The sequence below is a fragment of the Pseudomonas sp. CBC3 genome (assembly GCF_037967085.1).
Classification (GTDB): domain Bacteria; phylum Pseudomonadota; class Gammaproteobacteria; order Pseudomonadales; family Pseudomonadaceae; genus Stutzerimonas.
In genome coordinates this window covers 364,998-380,070 of the sequence record NZ_JBANEO010000002.1, presented here as the reverse complement: position 1 = coordinate 380,070, position 15,073 = coordinate 364,998, and the positions used below count along the sequence as shown (strand labels likewise).

Here is a 15,073-nt window from a genome sequence, read left to right as displayed (position 1 = left end):
GATGCTTCATGATCAAGTTGAAATACCTGGCCGCTGCGCTGATGGGGCTGGCGCTGACCGGCTGCGTCTCCTTTACCCCATCCGGACCTATCGGGCTGCCTGCGCAAGTCCTTGAACACTCGGTGCCTGCCGGCGCGATGCTCAAGGACGTGGAGGTTTCCGACACAAGGCTGAACGAAACCCAGCGCCGAAACATCAGCAATACGCTGACCGCGCAGATTGCCCAGCACATCGAGCGCGGCGAATACTTCGAACGCATGATCAGCTTCCCCGCTACGCTGGACGAGCAAGACGTCCAGCTGCAATTCAATTTCACCTCGCTCAAGGGCAAGCGCACGCCGCATCCCGGCTACTTTCCGGGAGCGCTGCTGACGCTGACCGTATGGATCTGGGTCAACGGCCCCATCTACGTGGACAAATATGACCTCGCAGCCGAGCTGAAGGTCGTCGACGCCGCCGGTCAGCAGGTGGCGCTTTCTCAGAAGACGCTGGCGCGCAATCAGAACACCGGTCTTTGGGATTACGACTACTTCAATACATCGCTGGGCTCGCGGCAGCTGACCGAGTTGGTCGAACAGCTGCTGCATGACGCCACTCAGCAACTTGCACACTGACAAGGACGCCCACATGAAAGCATTGATAGCCCTTCTCTCCATTACCGCATCCCTGACCTTGCAGGGTTGCATGACGTACTCCCACAACACCTTGCCTGACGTTGAACCATGGCCACTCGCCGAATCGGCTCAGACAAAACCGACCGCATATATCAAGGTTCAGACCGAGTACTCGGTGAACGGCACGCCCACGGCGAGCAATCCCGACATTGCCAAGCTGGAAAACCTCGTCAAACAGTCGTTTACCGACAGCGGGCGCTTCTCCCGAATCAGCACCGAACAGGAGGCCTCGGATCTCTATGTCACGGTGACGCTGCGCAATCAGGAAACCGCCAATCTCGGACTAGCGGTGTTAACCGGCGCCACCTTATTCCTGGTTCCAGGCACCTTCGACAACACCCTGATCATGGACATGATGTTCCGCGATGGCGGCGGCAAGAAGCTTGGCCGGGTACAGAAGCAGGAAACGCTGACGACCTGGATGCATTTATTTCTGATCTTCGCTTTGCCATTCAACGAGTCGGCCGATGCGCTATTGACCGAACTCACGAAGAGCAATCTGGAAGAGGCGGCAAGCAAGGATCTGATCTGATCAGGCAACGCCGCTAATGGACGCTGCCGGGCCAAGGATGGCCCCACAAGTGGTTCTGAGTTCGACTCAGCGCGACAGGTAGCGCAGGTCGGCTCAGCCCCCGAGTCGCTTTGCACATCACTGCCTGCCAAACACTCCCAATAATCCCGCATCGCTTTGCGGATCGACCGCATAGGCAGCGCCTGGCTCGCTGAGTCGCGAGTTCATCACATCGGCGTAATGCTCTGAGCTGGCTAGCCAGCCTTCGACCACCTTGCTCTTCGGTCCATCGCTGCAGCGATGTTTTGCCCTATCTGGGTGCCGCTGTGACCCGCCAGCTCCACCCGATCGCCAGGTGTACGGCCATCGTTGTCGAGCAGGTTGAAGAAGTTGCGAAAGTGCGTCTCAAGTCGAGCCGCCAGCGACCGCATACCGGCGCAACCTGTCCTCAGCTGTAGCTGAGCCTATTGCCTCGTCGGCATGCCACCAATCTATAATCATTCTTATTGGCACCGGATTTCTTCGTAATGCTCTCTTCCGCAGCCCGACAGATTCTTGCAATCGAAGACGACCCGGTTCTCGGCACCCACCTGAAAACATCCCTGGAAAGCCGTGGCTTTCAGGTCACGCTCGCCGATGACGGGTTGACCGGCCTGACCTTGGCCAGCGAGTCGGCTTACGACTTGATCCTGCTCGACGTGATGCTGCCGGAACTCAGTGGCATGGAATTACTGACCCGGTTGCGGGCGCAGCGCCGTACACCCGTGCTGATGATGTCCGCGCTGGGCAATGAAGAGCATCGCATCCAGGGCTTCGATAGCGGTGCCGACGACTACCTGCCCAAGCCGTTCAGCATCGAGGAGTTGCAGGTGCGCATCGCCGCGATCCTGCGCCGTGTGGCGTACGAGCGCAGCGTGCAGCCGGCGGCGAACGATGAGTCGATGCGCTTCGACGACCAGCGCTGCGACCTGCGTTACGAGGGACGCTGGGTCGGCTTGACCGGCACCGAGTACCGGTTGTTGAAGGTACTTCACGACGCGGCTGGCGAGGTGTTGAGCAAACCCTTCCTGTACCAGCAGACGTTGCGCCGCGGTTACTCGCAGCATGATCGCAGCCTGGACATGCACATCAGCAACATCCGCCGCAAACTGGCGCGCGAGCAAGTCACGGCATTGCGTCTGGAGTCGGTATGGGGCAAGGGTTATGTACTGGAACTGCAGGCCGACTGATGCCCAACCGTCATTCGCTGTTCTGGCGTCTGGTGATACTGGTCGCCGGGTTTTGTCTGTCGATGATCTGGGTCAGCGGTTATGTCGATCAGAAGGTTGCGTACCACAGCTCGTTCCTGTCACCGCAAGCGCTGGAAACCCTCGATGGCTACGCTAAGCAGGCTCATGTTGCGGCCCGCCGTGGGCCCGCCGCGGTGGATAGCTGGATCGCCGCGTTGCAGCAGGACGAGCCTGGGCTGGCGCTGGTCGTGGATCGTCATCATCAGTCGCTTGGCGACCGTGAACTGGATGAGCGGGAGCGCAGCCTGCTGCGCTTCGCCCGACCCTACGATAGTCCCATGAGCCGACGCGCCGGGCCGCGTCCAATGATCGCCATTCCCTTCAACGGAAGCGGCGACCAGTTGGTCATGCAACTGCCCGAACGCCTCAGCCCCTGGCCTCACCAGGCCCTGCTGATCGTCCTTATCGTATACCTGCCCCCCGTGGTGTTGTCGGTCCTGTTCGGCTGGCTGCTCTACCGGCTCCTCATATCGCCCCTCGACCAGCTGCGTCGGCAAGCCAATACGTTGCGCGGCAGCCGCCTGAGCTCACTGCTGCCGCTCGCGCTAACCCGCCGCAACGACGAGCTGGGAGAGCTTGGCCGCTCGCTCGAATATCTGACCCGGCGCTTGCACGACTCGATCCGCCAGCAGCAACAGCTATTGCGCGACCTATCCCACGAACTGCGAACGCCATTGAGCCGACTTCGGGTCGCCTGCGAAAGCGACCTGCCTCAAGCGGTACTGCGCGAGCGCGTGGAGCGAGAAGTCTCAGGCATGCAGCGCCTCGTCGACGACACGCTGGAGCTGGCCTGGCTCGATAGCGAGCAGCCACAGCTCGAGCGGGAAGCTGTCGATGTCGAGTCCCTGTGGAACCTGATCTGCGAGGACGCCTGCTTCGAATCCGGATGGCCTAGAGCGCGCCTTCACAGCGATATCCCAGAAGACTGCCAGGTTTTCGGCAACCTCAACGCCTTGGCCCAAGCGATGGAGAATGTCCTGCGCAATGCCATCCGACATTCTCCAGCCGACGGCACCGTACGCCTGACCGCCTGCCGCGAAGAGGCCCACTGGCGTCTTTGCATCGACGATCAAGGCCCCGGCGTACGGCAGGATCAGCTAGACGTGATGTTCCGCCCGTTCTCTCGCCTGAGTGCCGCCCGGCCGGGTGGCGATGGCTTCGGCCTGGGTCTCGCCATCGCGCGCGGCATGGTGACACTGCAAGGCGGCCGCATCTGGGCGGAAAACCTCCATCCAGGCCTGCGAGTGAGTTTTGTTTTGCAAGATGTATAGATTGTAAATGCGCTTTACTCTCAGTTGAGAATGACTAGCATTCGTGTGCCTGCGCAAACTCGACCACATCTGCACAGGCTGACGCACGCTTAGTTATCCGTTCCCACAGCCCAGCCCTGCCGTTGATCCAGGCACGGTAGGCACGCCCTGCAATTACGGGCCGGGGATATTCGAACAACCAGAGATAAAGACATGCCCATCGTCAAAAGCCCGTTCATCACAACGCCACGTCCCACGTTCCAGAAAACCCTCATCGCCGCCGCGCTGGCCTCGTTGGCGTGCTCGGCCTCCGCACAAGAGCGATTGGAACTGGATTCGGTTGTAGTTTCCGCCTCGGGCTTCGAGCAGAACATCAAGGATGCTCCGGCTACCATCTCTGTCATTACCGCAGAAGAACTGAAGAAGCGCTCCTACACGGATATCACCGATGCGCTGAAGAACGTCGCCGGCGTGCAGATTTCCGGCGGTGGCGTCGAGCAATCGATCATGGTCCGTGGCATGACTTCGGCCTACACCCTCTTCCTTATCGATGGCCGCCCGGCCCAAGGCAACGATGCCTTTTCCGAGAGGGGATCACAGGCCGGTACGCCGATCAACTTCCTTCCTCCGCTCGAGTCGATTGAGCGAATCGAGGTCATTCGTGGCCCGGCGTCCGCTCTCTATGGCTCCGATGCCATGGGCGGCGTGATCAACATCATCACCAAGAAAGTATCCAACGAGTTGACCGGCAGCATCACCGCCGAATACACCACGCCCGGCAGCGGCAACAAGCTCAACGAAGATACCGTTCAGACCAGCGCCTATCTGAACGTACCGCTGATTGAGGACGTTCTGGGCCTGCAGCTGACCGGAGCTTTGCACAATCAAGACGAAAGCAACTTCGTCGGTGGAGGCGACAGCGCGGCCACCGATCCCAAATACGAAAAGCGCAATGCCGGCGCGAAACTCTCCTGGAATCTGAACGACCAGAACGCGCTGACGATAGGGCACACCTACACCAAGCAGGAGCGTTGGCATAATCCGGGCAGAAGTCTCGCCGAGCAAACCGAGGCAGGCGTCGACATAGAGCCGACATACAGCGAGTCGATCAAGCGTAACTACTTCATCGACCATGAAGGGAACTACGACAACCTTCTGCTGAAGTCGTACATCAACTACGACCACTCGGAAAACCCGACCACCGCAAACGCCGAGACCGGCAAAGGCATTGATTACGAGGTCATCACGGCCAACACGCAGGCGACCTACTTCCTCGGCGCTCATGCCATCACGGGCGGCTTGACCCACAAATACGAAAACCTGGAGCACAACTCCAATGGCTTGCGAGAGCCGGTAGTTGCAGATGCAAATGCCACGGTCGAGATGGATCGTTATCAGAACTCCATCTTCCTCGAGGACAACTGGAATCTGACCGAAGATTTCATCCTGACCCTGAGCGGACGCTACGACGACAACCAGGCATTCGGTGGTCAGTTCAGTCCAAAGGTCTATGGCGTCTACCACCTGAACGAAAGCTTCACCATTAAGGGTGGTGTCACCACTGGCTACAAGGCGCCTGACCTGCGCTCCAGCGCCACCGATTTTGGCTCCACTTCCATGGGCGGCGTGATCATCGGCAACCCCGATCTAACGCCGGAAACCAGCGTAAACCGCGAGATCGGCATCGCCTACGAAGATCAGAACCTAGGCCTGCTCACCACCCTGACGGCCTACGTGATCGACTACGAGGACAAGATCAACCGTACCGGCCGAGTCTGCCTGCAGAACGAGCCCTGTAATTACAACGGCACGGATTATCCTGCTCACCCGTTCGGCTACACCGCCTACGAGAACGTGGACGAGGCGGAACTGCGCGGCATCGAGTGGACCCTGGACTATCGCCTGCTCGACAACCTGAATTACCGCCACAGCTACACCTATACCGAGACCGAGCAGAAATCCGGCGACTTCAAAGGCGAGCCGCTCAACGACATAGCCAAGCACATGTTCAACGCCTCATTGGACTGGCAAGCCACCGACCGGCTCAATGCCTGGACTCAGTACAACTATCGCGGCAAGACCTCCGGCCGTTGGCAAACCGGTACCAGCGGTTCCAGTACCAATGGAATTCGCTATCCGGCCTACAGCTTCGTGGACGTCGGCGTGGCGTTCAGAGCAACGGACGACCTGAGCCTGAAAGCGGGCGTCTACAACATCGGCAACAAGGAAGTTTCCACCGATGGCGATTACGCCTACAACCTGGACGGCCGACGCTTCATCTTCTCGGTGACCCAAGCGTTCTGATCGGATGAAACGATGCTCCCTGCGGCTCTATCCGTCAGGGAGCGTTCGTGTGTATGGAATACGCACGAGGCGCAATCGGACCCGCTCCGGTCGGTCGGACAAGAGGCCAAGCAACATGACAAGAAACGATGGCTATGTGATGGATGTGGCCTACCCGCCGCACTTTCATAAGGAAATCCAACCTGTCTGGCTGACCAGTCTGGTTCAATTCCTCGGCTCGGCGGCGCCCGACATTTCCAAGCCTTACTCCTACTGTGAATTGGGCTGCGGTATGGGTATCAACCTGCTCATCGCTGCAATGACGAACCCGCAGGGGCAGTTCGTGGGTGTGGATGCCAACGACAAAGCGCTGAACATCGCGCGCTCGGCTGCGGCATCGATGGGCGTCAAAAACATCCGTTTCGTCCAGGCTGATTTCGCCCAGTTTACCCAGCGCAACAACCTGTTCTTCGACTTCATCGTCAGCCATGGCGTCTGGTCATGGATCGCGGAAAGCCAGCAAAAAAGCATCCTGCAATTGGTAGCGAAGTCGCTCAAACCCAAAGGGTTGTTCTATCTGCACTACATGTGCCACCCAGGCGCGACTCAAATGATGCCGGTGCAGAAGCTGCTGAACGACCTGGCTCGACAGTTACCGGGTTCCTCGGAGCAGAACCTTCAAGCTGCGCTGGATTTCGTCTGTGAGCTGGACGTCGCCGGCACTTTCATAGACCAGCCCAACCTGAGCGAAAAGATAAAGTCACTCAAGCAGAAACCTGCTTCTTATCTCGCCCACGATTTCCTGACCGACCATTGGACTCCACAGCACTCGACCGATGTTCATCAATCGGTGGCACAGGCCGGCGTCACCTATCTAGGCAGTGCCAACGTCTTCGACAATCTGGACAGCCTGTCCGTACCGGGTACCGTACAGCCGCTTCTCGCAAAGCTGGCCTCGCCAGCACTAAGGGAAACGGTCAAGGACCTAGCCAGGAATCAGCATCAGCGCAGCGATCTGTTTCAGCGTGCTCCAGTACGCCTGAACCAGCAGGACGTTCTACAGCAGGTCGATGCGCTTCGGTTTCAGCTTATGCCCCAAGCGCCACGCTCAGGCGCGCTGTCTTTCCAAACGCCAATCGGGGAAATCCAAGGCCCCGGCGACATCTTTTCTCCTCTGCTGGAAAAGCTAGCCGAACGACCCGCCACTTTTGCCGAGCTAAGACAGTTGCCAGCCTTTACCGAAAAGCTCGGCACGCTATCGCAAGCGCTACAGATGCTGATGTGGCAGGGCCATATCCATCCCCAACGTCAGGATGGCCTCAGCTGCACTGAGCAAGTGAACAAGCTGAAGGCCTGGATCGAACGGAGCCAACTGAAGTTGAACGTTGTGGAGGACTGCGGAACAGCCATTCACCAGCCGACCGGCAACTCATGAACAACCATGGCGCGACACACCGGAGCGTTCGTTTCGGTCCGTACACCTCGCCCCACTCCACCTCCACGTCCTGTTCCAACATGAAGAGAACGCACCGATGAAAGCCCCTTCACAACCTTGGCCGGTAGTATCGCGAACCCTCGCGGCCGTGCTGGGCGGCTACGTGTTCACCTACTGTTGCACGGCGGCACTGGCGCGCCTGCTTCCCTTGGCAAAATCCGATGCGGTGGTAGTCGCGACGCTGGCAGCCTTCATTATTTATACGGCGATCATTCTCTGGGCGTTTGGCTGCCGCAGCGCATGGCGTGCCTGGGCGGTGCTAGCGTTGGCGGCGCCCTTGGCGGTCATCGGCTTCTGGCCACAGCTGGTGGAGCGCCTCGGATGAAGCACAAGACCGTCACGCAATCCATGTCCTGGCTGCACACCTGGTGCGGGCTGCTGCTCGGCTGGGTGCTGTTCGCCATTTTCCTGACCGGGACCCTGGCGGTGTTCGACAAGGAAATCAGCTGGTGGATGCAGCCGGAGCTGACTGATCGGGGCCAGTCCCCCGCCGCTGCCGCCAATGTCGCGCAACGCTGGTTAATGGAGCGCCATCCCGATGAGACGAACTGGAACATCAGCCTGCCGACCGAGCGCTCGCCGGACCTCGGCGTGTCGGTCGGGGAGCGGCGGCGCGGTGCCGGTGGCACGCAGTTGGACCCGCTCACGGGCGAGCCGATCGAGGCGCGGGAAACCATAGGCGGCAACTTCTTCTTCCATTTCCACTACACGCTGCATATGCCGCGGCTTCTCGGCATCTGGGTAGTCGGGTTCGCGGCGATGGCCATGCTGGTGGCGCTGATCAGCGGGATCGTCATCCACAAAAAGATCTTCAAGGAATTCTTCACCTTCCGCCCGGCCAAGGGGCAGCGCTCGTGGCTCGACGGCCATAACGCCAGCGCCGTCCTGCTGCTGCCGTTCCACCTGATGATCACCTACACCGGACTGGTGATCTTCTTCCTGATCTACATGCCTGCTGCGGTCGATGCCCTGTACGACGGCGATCGTCAGGCTTACTTCCGCGAGGCGCAGCCAGTCCGTGCTGCCGAAGCGCCGCGCGGTGAAGGTCGCGGCAGCAAACCCGTCCAGGCACCAGCAGCGCCTATGCTGGCGCTGGGCGAGATCGTCAGCCGTGCCGAGGCGCACTACGGTGCAGGCATGATCGGTGGCCTGGCCGTGAGCAACCCTGGCCGAGCCAATGCTCAGGTCACCGCGCGGCCGGTGCTGGGCAATCGCATGGAGCTGACGAAGGGCGAAGGCATGGTCTTCAACGGCGTTACCGGTGAGCTGATCCAGGCGCCGGAGCCGTCGCGTGCCAGTCAGCTGACCCAACGCGTGATGGCGGGTCTGCATTTCGCCCAGTTTGGCGGTTACCCGATGCGCTGGCTGTACTTCATCTGCGGTCTAGTCAGCTGCGCCATGATCGCAACAGGGCTTGTGCTCTATGCGGTCAAGCAGCGCAAACAGGCCAAGGCCAACGTGCAGTTTCTGCGGATGGTGGAGAGTCTCAACGTGGCAGTCGTTGCGGGGCTCTCGCTGGCCTGCGTCGCGCTCCTGTGGAGCAATCGTCTGCTACCGGCGGAGCTGGCCACCCGGCAGGACTGGGAGCTGCGGCTGTTCTTCGGTACCTGGGCCTTGAGCTGGCTGCATGCCTGGGTGCGCAAGCCATTGCAGGCATGGCGCGAGCAGCTCTTCGCCGCCGCGGCGTTGGCGATGACCCTGCCGCTGCTGGACCTGATGACAGCCAACATGGCGCTGGACGGCATCCGGTTGTCTGTCCTCGCGGCCGTGTTTGCGATGGGCCTGCTGTCCGGCTGGACCGCCTGGAAAATCCCTACGATCGTCGCCGCGAGAAAAGCTCGCCAACCCCAGCTCGCTCGCCCAGTTCCGGGAGTCTCGTCATGAACGGTTCATCAGCCCTGCTCGCCAGTCTTTTGTTGGCCTACGCCGGCATGCTCGGCTTCTGCCTGGGCAAGGAGCGCCATTGGAAGCAGTTGGTCAATTCTCGCGTTCCCGCTCAACTGCGTCGCCTCTGCTTTCCGGCGGGAGGCCTGCTGCTCGGCCTTGCCGTGTATACCGCAACCCGCGTCTGGCCGGGCGGCATGGCGCTGGTTGGCTGGTTCGGCCTGATCTCCCTCGCCGGCTTCGCCTTGCTCCTGCTGATCCCCTACGCCCCTCGCTTGGCGACTGGGTTGCCGGCGATGGGCACTCTGCTTTGGGCCGTTGGGGCACTGCTGTGATTTCCTGCCCTGCCTCGGCTAAGGCGACCGGCGCTCTCGCAGGCGTGAATACGAGCATTACGTTCGCCTTTAGCCTCGTCCTCAGACCGCGAGTCCCGACGCACCTGCGTTCATGACCTCTTTCAACGAAGCAGATGCGCTGTGTAACGTGGCGGTCTCTTGCCTTAAGCTGCCGGCCATCTCACGTCTATTCTGTGACCGTCATGACCCAGCGTGCCGTATCGCCCTTCCAACTACTCATTCTCGTGCTCTCGATTTACGTGTTGGGCGCATTGATCGCCGACGTCCTGTTCGACCTGCCGCCCGACGTATCTGAGTTGCTCAGTTACATAGACAACATTGTCTGCCTGTTCTTTTTCATCGACTTTGCTAGACGTCTGCAACTCGCGGAGGATAAATGGCGCTTCATGCGCTGGGGCTGGATCGACCTTTTGGCCAGCGTACCGGCGGGCGGACTGCAAGCGTTCAAGATGGTGCGCGCCGTGCAGGTGTTGCGTGCGCTGCGTGCGATCAAGTCGACCCAAATGATCTGGCGCCTGCTGTTTCGCAACCGTGCAGAAAGCATCGTCGTGTCCGCCGCTACGGCCACGTTGCTACTCGTGGCATTCGGTGCCATCACTATGTTGCTGGTCGAGGCGCCTAACCCGCAAAGCGCTATCAATACGCCGGAAGAAGCACTCTGGTGGGCCTTCGTGACCGTCACGACCGTCGGTTATGGCGACTACTACCCGGTCACGACCCAAGGCCGTATCGTGGCGGTGCTGCTAATGGTGTCCGGGGTTGGCCTGTTCGGCAGCTTCGCCGCCTATATCGGCTCGCTGTTTATCGCCGACAAGCATGATGAAAACATCGAGCAGCAGGAAGCGGACCGAGCCGTGCTGCACAACCTGCTTGAGCAGGTAGAAAAATTGACCACCGAAGTCCAGGCTTTACGAGGGCAACTGGAGGAACGGGGACAGCCGCCACGGGAGTAATTGTCTGTGGCACCGGTAGCATCTCTTGGCCTGTCCGCCCAGGCTACCGCCGATCCTGAAGAACGGCACAATCCGCGATACGTACCGAACGTGCGGTAATGTCCGACGCGATCTCCCGCGTCAACCTCTCGAAAACGCCCAGCGGCCAAACCCAAACCGGCCGTAAGCCCTTACAATGCGCGACTTTCGATTCGCAGCCGGTCCGCGCTCATGTCCCTACCCCAGCATCACCTCGAACTGCTCAGCCCCGCGCGGGATGTGTCCATTGCCAAGGAGGCCATCCTGCATGGCGCCGATGCGGTGTACATCGGCGGGCCGAGTTTCGGCGCGCGGCACAACGCCGAGAACAGCGTGGCGGACATTGCCGGGCTGGTGACCTTCGCTCACCTGTTCCATGCGCGGGTGTTCGTCACCATCAACACAATTCTTCATGACGATGAGCTGGAAGCGGCGCGCGCGCTGATCTGGCAGCTGTACGAAATCGGCGTCGATGCGCTGATCGTGCAGGACATGGGCGTGATGGAAATGGACATCCCGTCGATCGAGCTGCACGCCAGCACCCAGACCGATATCCGCACCCTGGAGCGGGCCAAGTTCCTCGACAAGGCCGGCTTCTCGCAGCTCGTCCTCGCACGAGAGTTGAACCTGCAGGAAATCCGCGCAATCGCTGATGAAACCGACGCCGCCATCGAGTTCTTCATCCATGGCGCGCTGTGCGTGGCGTTTTCCGGGCAGTGCAATATTTCTCACGCGCAGAACGGGCGCAGCGCCAACCGCGGCGACTGCTCCCAGGCGTGCCGCCTGCCCTACACCCTGAAAGACGACCAGGGCCGCGTAGTCGCCTTCGACAAGCACCTGCTTTCGATGAAGGACAACAACCAGAGCGCCAACCTGCGCGCGTTGGTCGATGCCGGCGTGCGCTCGTTCAAGATCGAAGGGCGTTACAAGGATGTGAGCTACGTGAAGAACATCACTGCTTACTACCGCCAGCGCCTCGACGAGATTCTCGAAGACCGCACCGACCTGGCCCGCGCCTCCAGCGGCCGCACCGACCACTTCTTCCTGCCGGACCCGGACAAGACTTTCCACCGCGGCAGCACTGACTACTTCGTTACCGACCGCAAGATCGACATCGGCGCTTTCGACTCGCCGACCTTTACCGGCCTGGCCGTGGGCGAAGTGCTCAAGGTCGGCAAGCACGACCTCACCGTCCAGACCCGCGAGCCGCTGTCCAACGGTGACGGCCTGAACGTGCTGGTCAAACGCGAAGTGGTGGGCTTTCGCGCCAGCGTGGTCGAGCCTATTAAGCAGTTCGAAGAGGACGGCCAGGCTTTCTGGCAATACCGTGTCGAACCCAACGAAATGCCCGCCGACCTGCGCCAGCTGCGGCCGAACCATCCGCTCAATCGCAACCTGGACCACAACTGGCAAAACGCGCTACTGAAAACCTCTGCCGAACGCCGCGTTGGTGTGCGTTGGCTGGCCAAACTGCGTGCCGATGAGCTCGAACTCCACGTCACCAGCGACGAAGGCGCCTATGCCACCGTCTCGCTGGCCGGTCCGTTTGGCGAAGCGAAGAAGCCTGAGCAGGTGCCCGGTCAGATCGCCGACCTGCTGAGCCAGCTGGGCACGACGATCTACCACGCCGAAGAAGTGGACGTAGATGCGCCGCAGGCGTTCTTCATCCCCAACTCGCAACTCAAGGCCCTGCGCCGCGAAGCCATCGAGGCGCTGACCGAGGCCCGTGAAGCGATTCGTCCGCTGGGCAGCCGCAAGGCCGTCAGCGTGCCGCCTCCGGTTTATCCCGATTCTCACCTGTCCTTTCTCGCCAACGTCTACAACGCTAAGGCCCGCGCGTTCTATCACCGCTACGGTGTGCAACTGATCGACGCGGCCTACGAGGCCCATGAGGAAACCGGTGAAGTGCCGGTGATGATCACCAAGCACTGCCTGCGTTTCTCTTTCAACCTATGCCCGAAACAGGCCAAGGGCGTCACCGGCGTTCGCACCAAGGTCGCCCCGATGCAGCTGGTGCATGGTGACGAGGTGCTGACTTTGAAATTCGATTGCAAGCCTTGCGAGATGCACGTGATCGGCAAGATCAAAGGCAACATTCTCAACCTGCCGCAGCCGGGCAGCGCCGCCAGCGTGGTCGGGCATATCACGCCGGACGACCTGATGAAGACTATTCGCAGCAAGCCGCGCGCCTGATCAGGCCCTCCGGCAACGACGGCGCATCGAGGTCTGAACTTCCGGCAATATGGTTGTCTGCTGTTCAACCTCCGCGGCAAGCGCAGCGGATGGCGAGATATGCCCCGGCAGCGCGGCAATGCGATTCGCGTGCCCGCTCATATGCAGACAAGGATCGAACATGCTTCACCGCTGGATTATCGCCGTATCACTCGCCGCCGCGCTTGCCGGCTGCTCGACGTCGCCGCTCAGAGGTCCCGCCACGAGCCCATCCCCTCAGTCTGCCGCAGGCGAGCACATTGGTTCGGGAAAGGCCTCGTACTATGGCAACCAGCACCACAACAAGCTGACCGCCAGCGGCGAGCGCTTCGATCAGACGGCTCTCACCGCCGCCCACCGCACGCTGCCCTTCGGCACGAACGTCCGGGTCACCAATACTCGCAACGGCAAGAGCGTGGTCGTGCGCATCAATGACCGCGGCCCCTTCGTGCGTGGGCGAATCATCGACTTGTCGAAAGCGGCCTTCGAGCGCATCGGCAATACGCGGTCCGGCATCATCCGGGTGCGCCTCGAAAGGGTCGACTGAATCGGACGGGGCGCCCCCGAAGCGCCGCATCTGGTCGCATTCCGGGAGTTCTCAGAGCACCGCTCAGCTTCAGACATTTCGGCCAGCTTGCTGTAGCGCTTGGGGTCACGGTCGACATCCGGTGACGGTAATGGCCCGCCTGTGTGTCTGGTCAGCGTTCGTTTCAACCAAGATCGAGAGATCACAGTAAAAATTAAAGCCATCGGTGCGCGTTAAGAATCGCCATGGCGTGCCGATAGAGATGCACGTCAATCCACCATGGTGCTTCCATGTTCAACGGCTATCTAAAAAAACAACTCCAAGAACAAAGGGCGGAGCTGTCGCTGCTGCGTCAGCTCCATGAGCAGATGGAAAGCACGATGGCGTCGATCACCCTCGACCCCGATTTTCGTATTGCCGCTCTGAACCAAAGGTTCGCTCGCACGCTCGGTTACAACGTCGAGCAACTGAAGGGTCGCGCGATGGCAGACATCGTGCCGCCTTACGTGAAAAATTTGCCGTGCTTTCATAACTTCCGCGCCGCGATAGCCAAAATGACCCCCATCAGCGATGACTACCGCTACCTGCGCGCCGACGGCAGCCTTGCGTGGTTGCATGTCGATTGGTATCCCATCGGGAACGAACACGGCACCCTGCTGAACATTCGCGGCATTGCCCGTGAAGTGACCAAGGAGTTGCAGGTGGCGAAGGAGAACGAAGCGTTCATCAACGCGCTTCTTCGCTCCACCGCGGTCATCCAGTTCAATCTGGACGGCACCGTAATTACCGCCAACGATCAGTTCCTGCAGGCGATGGGTTACTCGCTCAAGCAAGTCGTGGGCAAGCATCACAGCCAGTTCTGCACTGCAAGCGAGGCCGGATCGCAGCAGTACAAGGCCTTCTGGCAGACGCTCAACCGCGGCGAGTTCGTTGCCGACCGCTTCAAGCGGGTCGACAGCCAGGGCCGCGACGTCTGGCTCGAGGCGAGCTACAACCCGGTACACGACACTGAGGGCAAGCTGTGCAAAGTGGTCAAGTTCGCCAGCGTGATCACCGACCAGATTGCCCGCGAAGAGGATGTTCGGGGGGCGGCCGGCATCGCCTATGACGTGTCCAGGCAGACCGACACCAGTGCCGAGCGCGGTGCCGTGGTGGTCAAGGACACGGTCGCGACGATGCAGCGCATCGCCGAGCAAGTGGAATCGGCCACGCAGGGCATCGAGGCCCTGGGCCAGCAATCGCTGCTTATCAGCTCGATCGTGCAGACCATCAGCGGTATCGCTGCCCAGACCAACCTGCTGGCGCTCAACGCGGCCATCGAAGCGGCACGCGCCGGGGAACAGGGTCGCGGTTTCGCGGTGGTCGCCGATGAGGTTCGCCAGCTGGCAGGCCGCACCAGCGCAGCCACGGAAGAGATCGTCAGCGTGGTGCAGAAGAACCAGTCATTGGTAGATGAGGCCGTACGAGAAATGGCCAGCAGCCGAGAGCAGGCCGCCCAAGGCCTGTCACTGGCCAATCAGGCCGGCGCGGTGATCGTTGAGATTCAGGACGGTGCCAAGCAGGTGGTGAACGCTGTCGGACGCTTCGCGAAGGAGCTGAATTAGTCCTCAGCTGTGATGGGGC

The 15,073-nt window shown here is 60.6% G+C and carries 13 protein-coding genes and 2 pseudogenes; 14 read left to right on the top strand and 1 reads right to left on the bottom strand.

The annotated features are described in order from the left end of the window. Nucleotides 1-8 precede the first annotated feature (8 nt). A complete protein-coding gene (locus tag V6943_RS08890) occupies nt 9-614 on the top strand; it encodes a hypothetical protein (protein WP_181101543.1) in 606 nt (201 codons plus the stop codon). 13 nt (nt 615-627) lie between these two features. Beyond that, the gene (locus tag V6943_RS08885) at nt 628-1,206 is read left to right on the top strand and encodes a hypothetical protein (RefSeq protein WP_340553257.1); all 579 of its coding nucleotides are present in this window, start codon (nt 628-630) and stop codon (nt 1,204-1,206) included. Nucleotides 1,207-1,323: 117 nt separating this feature from the next. Here V6943_RS08885 and V6943_RS08880 read toward each other — a convergent pair. After that, nucleotides 1,324-1,607 (bottom strand): annotated as a pseudogene (locus V6943_RS08880) (CAP domain-containing protein); the annotation flags it as partial. A 105-nt stretch (nt 1,608-1,712) separates the two neighbouring features. Here V6943_RS08880 and V6943_RS08875 point away from each other — a divergent pair. From V6943_RS08875 to V6943_RS20400, 12 genes and pseudogenes are all read left to right on the top strand, one after another. Beyond that, nucleotides 1,713-2,414: a response regulator transcription factor gene (locus tag V6943_RS08875; protein ID WP_181101545.1), complete on the top strand. Its 702-nt coding sequence runs from the start codon at nt 1,713-1,715 to the stop codon at nt 2,412-2,414. Further along, on the top strand, nt 2,414-3,745 hold the full coding sequence (locus tag V6943_RS08870) for a sensor histidine kinase (RefSeq protein ID WP_340553256.1): 1,332 nt from the start codon (nt 2,414-2,416) through the stop codon (nt 3,743-3,745). The genes V6943_RS08875 and V6943_RS08870 overlap by 1 nt, the downstream gene beginning before the upstream one ends. A gap of 192 nt (nt 3,746-3,937) precedes the next feature. Further along, nucleotides 3,938-6,028, top strand: coding sequence for a TonB-dependent receptor domain-containing protein (locus V6943_RS08865; RefSeq protein ID WP_340553255.1), 2,091 nt, complete (start codon nt 3,938-3,940; stop codon nt 6,026-6,028). 115 nt (nt 6,029-6,143) lie between these two features. Beyond that, on the top strand, nt 6,144-7,442 hold the full coding sequence (locus tag V6943_RS08860) for a class I SAM-dependent methyltransferase (protein ID WP_340553254.1): 1,299 nt from the start codon (nt 6,144-6,146) through the stop codon (nt 7,440-7,442). A 97-nt stretch (nt 7,443-7,539) separates the two neighbouring features. Then, on the top strand, nt 7,540-7,827 hold the full coding sequence (locus tag V6943_RS08855; protein WP_131648126.1) for an iron transporter: 288 nt from the start codon (nt 7,540-7,542) through the stop codon (nt 7,825-7,827). Next, nucleotides 7,824-9,386: a PepSY-associated TM helix domain-containing protein gene (locus V6943_RS08850; RefSeq protein ID WP_340553253.1), complete on the top strand. Its 1,563-nt coding sequence runs from the start codon at nt 7,824-7,826 to the stop codon at nt 9,384-9,386. Before V6943_RS08855 ends, V6943_RS08850 begins: the two co-directional genes overlap by 4 nt. Continuing rightward, on the top strand, nt 9,383-9,721 hold the full coding sequence (locus V6943_RS08845; protein WP_181101550.1) for a DUF3325 domain-containing protein: 339 nt from the start codon (nt 9,383-9,385) through the stop codon (nt 9,719-9,721). The genes V6943_RS08850 and V6943_RS08845 overlap by 4 nt, the downstream gene beginning before the upstream one ends. A gap of 203 nt (nt 9,722-9,924) precedes the next feature. Further along, nucleotides 9,925-10,695: an ion transporter gene (locus V6943_RS08840; RefSeq protein ID WP_131648123.1), complete on the top strand. Its 771-nt coding sequence runs from the start codon at nt 9,925-9,927 to the stop codon at nt 10,693-10,695. Nucleotides 10,696-10,905: 210 nt separating this feature from the next. Next, nucleotides 10,906-12,906: a peptidase U32 family protein gene (locus tag V6943_RS08835; protein WP_340553252.1), complete on the top strand. Its 2,001-nt coding sequence runs from the start codon at nt 10,906-10,908 to the stop codon at nt 12,904-12,906. Nucleotides 12,907-13,066: 160 nt separating this feature from the next. Then, nucleotides 13,067-13,471, top strand: coding sequence for a septal ring lytic transglycosylase RlpA family protein (locus V6943_RS08830; RefSeq protein WP_131648121.1), 405 nt, complete (start codon nt 13,067-13,069; stop codon nt 13,469-13,471). Nucleotides 13,472-13,740: 269 nt separating this feature from the next. Beyond that, nucleotides 13,741-14,514 (top strand): annotated as a pseudogene (locus tag V6943_RS20405) (PAS domain-containing protein); the annotation flags it as partial. Continuing rightward, nucleotides 14,497-15,054, top strand: coding sequence for a methyl-accepting chemotaxis protein (locus V6943_RS20400; RefSeq protein WP_257626600.1), 558 nt, complete (start codon nt 14,497-14,499; stop codon nt 15,052-15,054). The pseudogene V6943_RS20405 and the gene V6943_RS20400, both read left to right, overlap by 18 nt. Nucleotides 15,055-15,073: the final 19 nt, after the last annotated feature.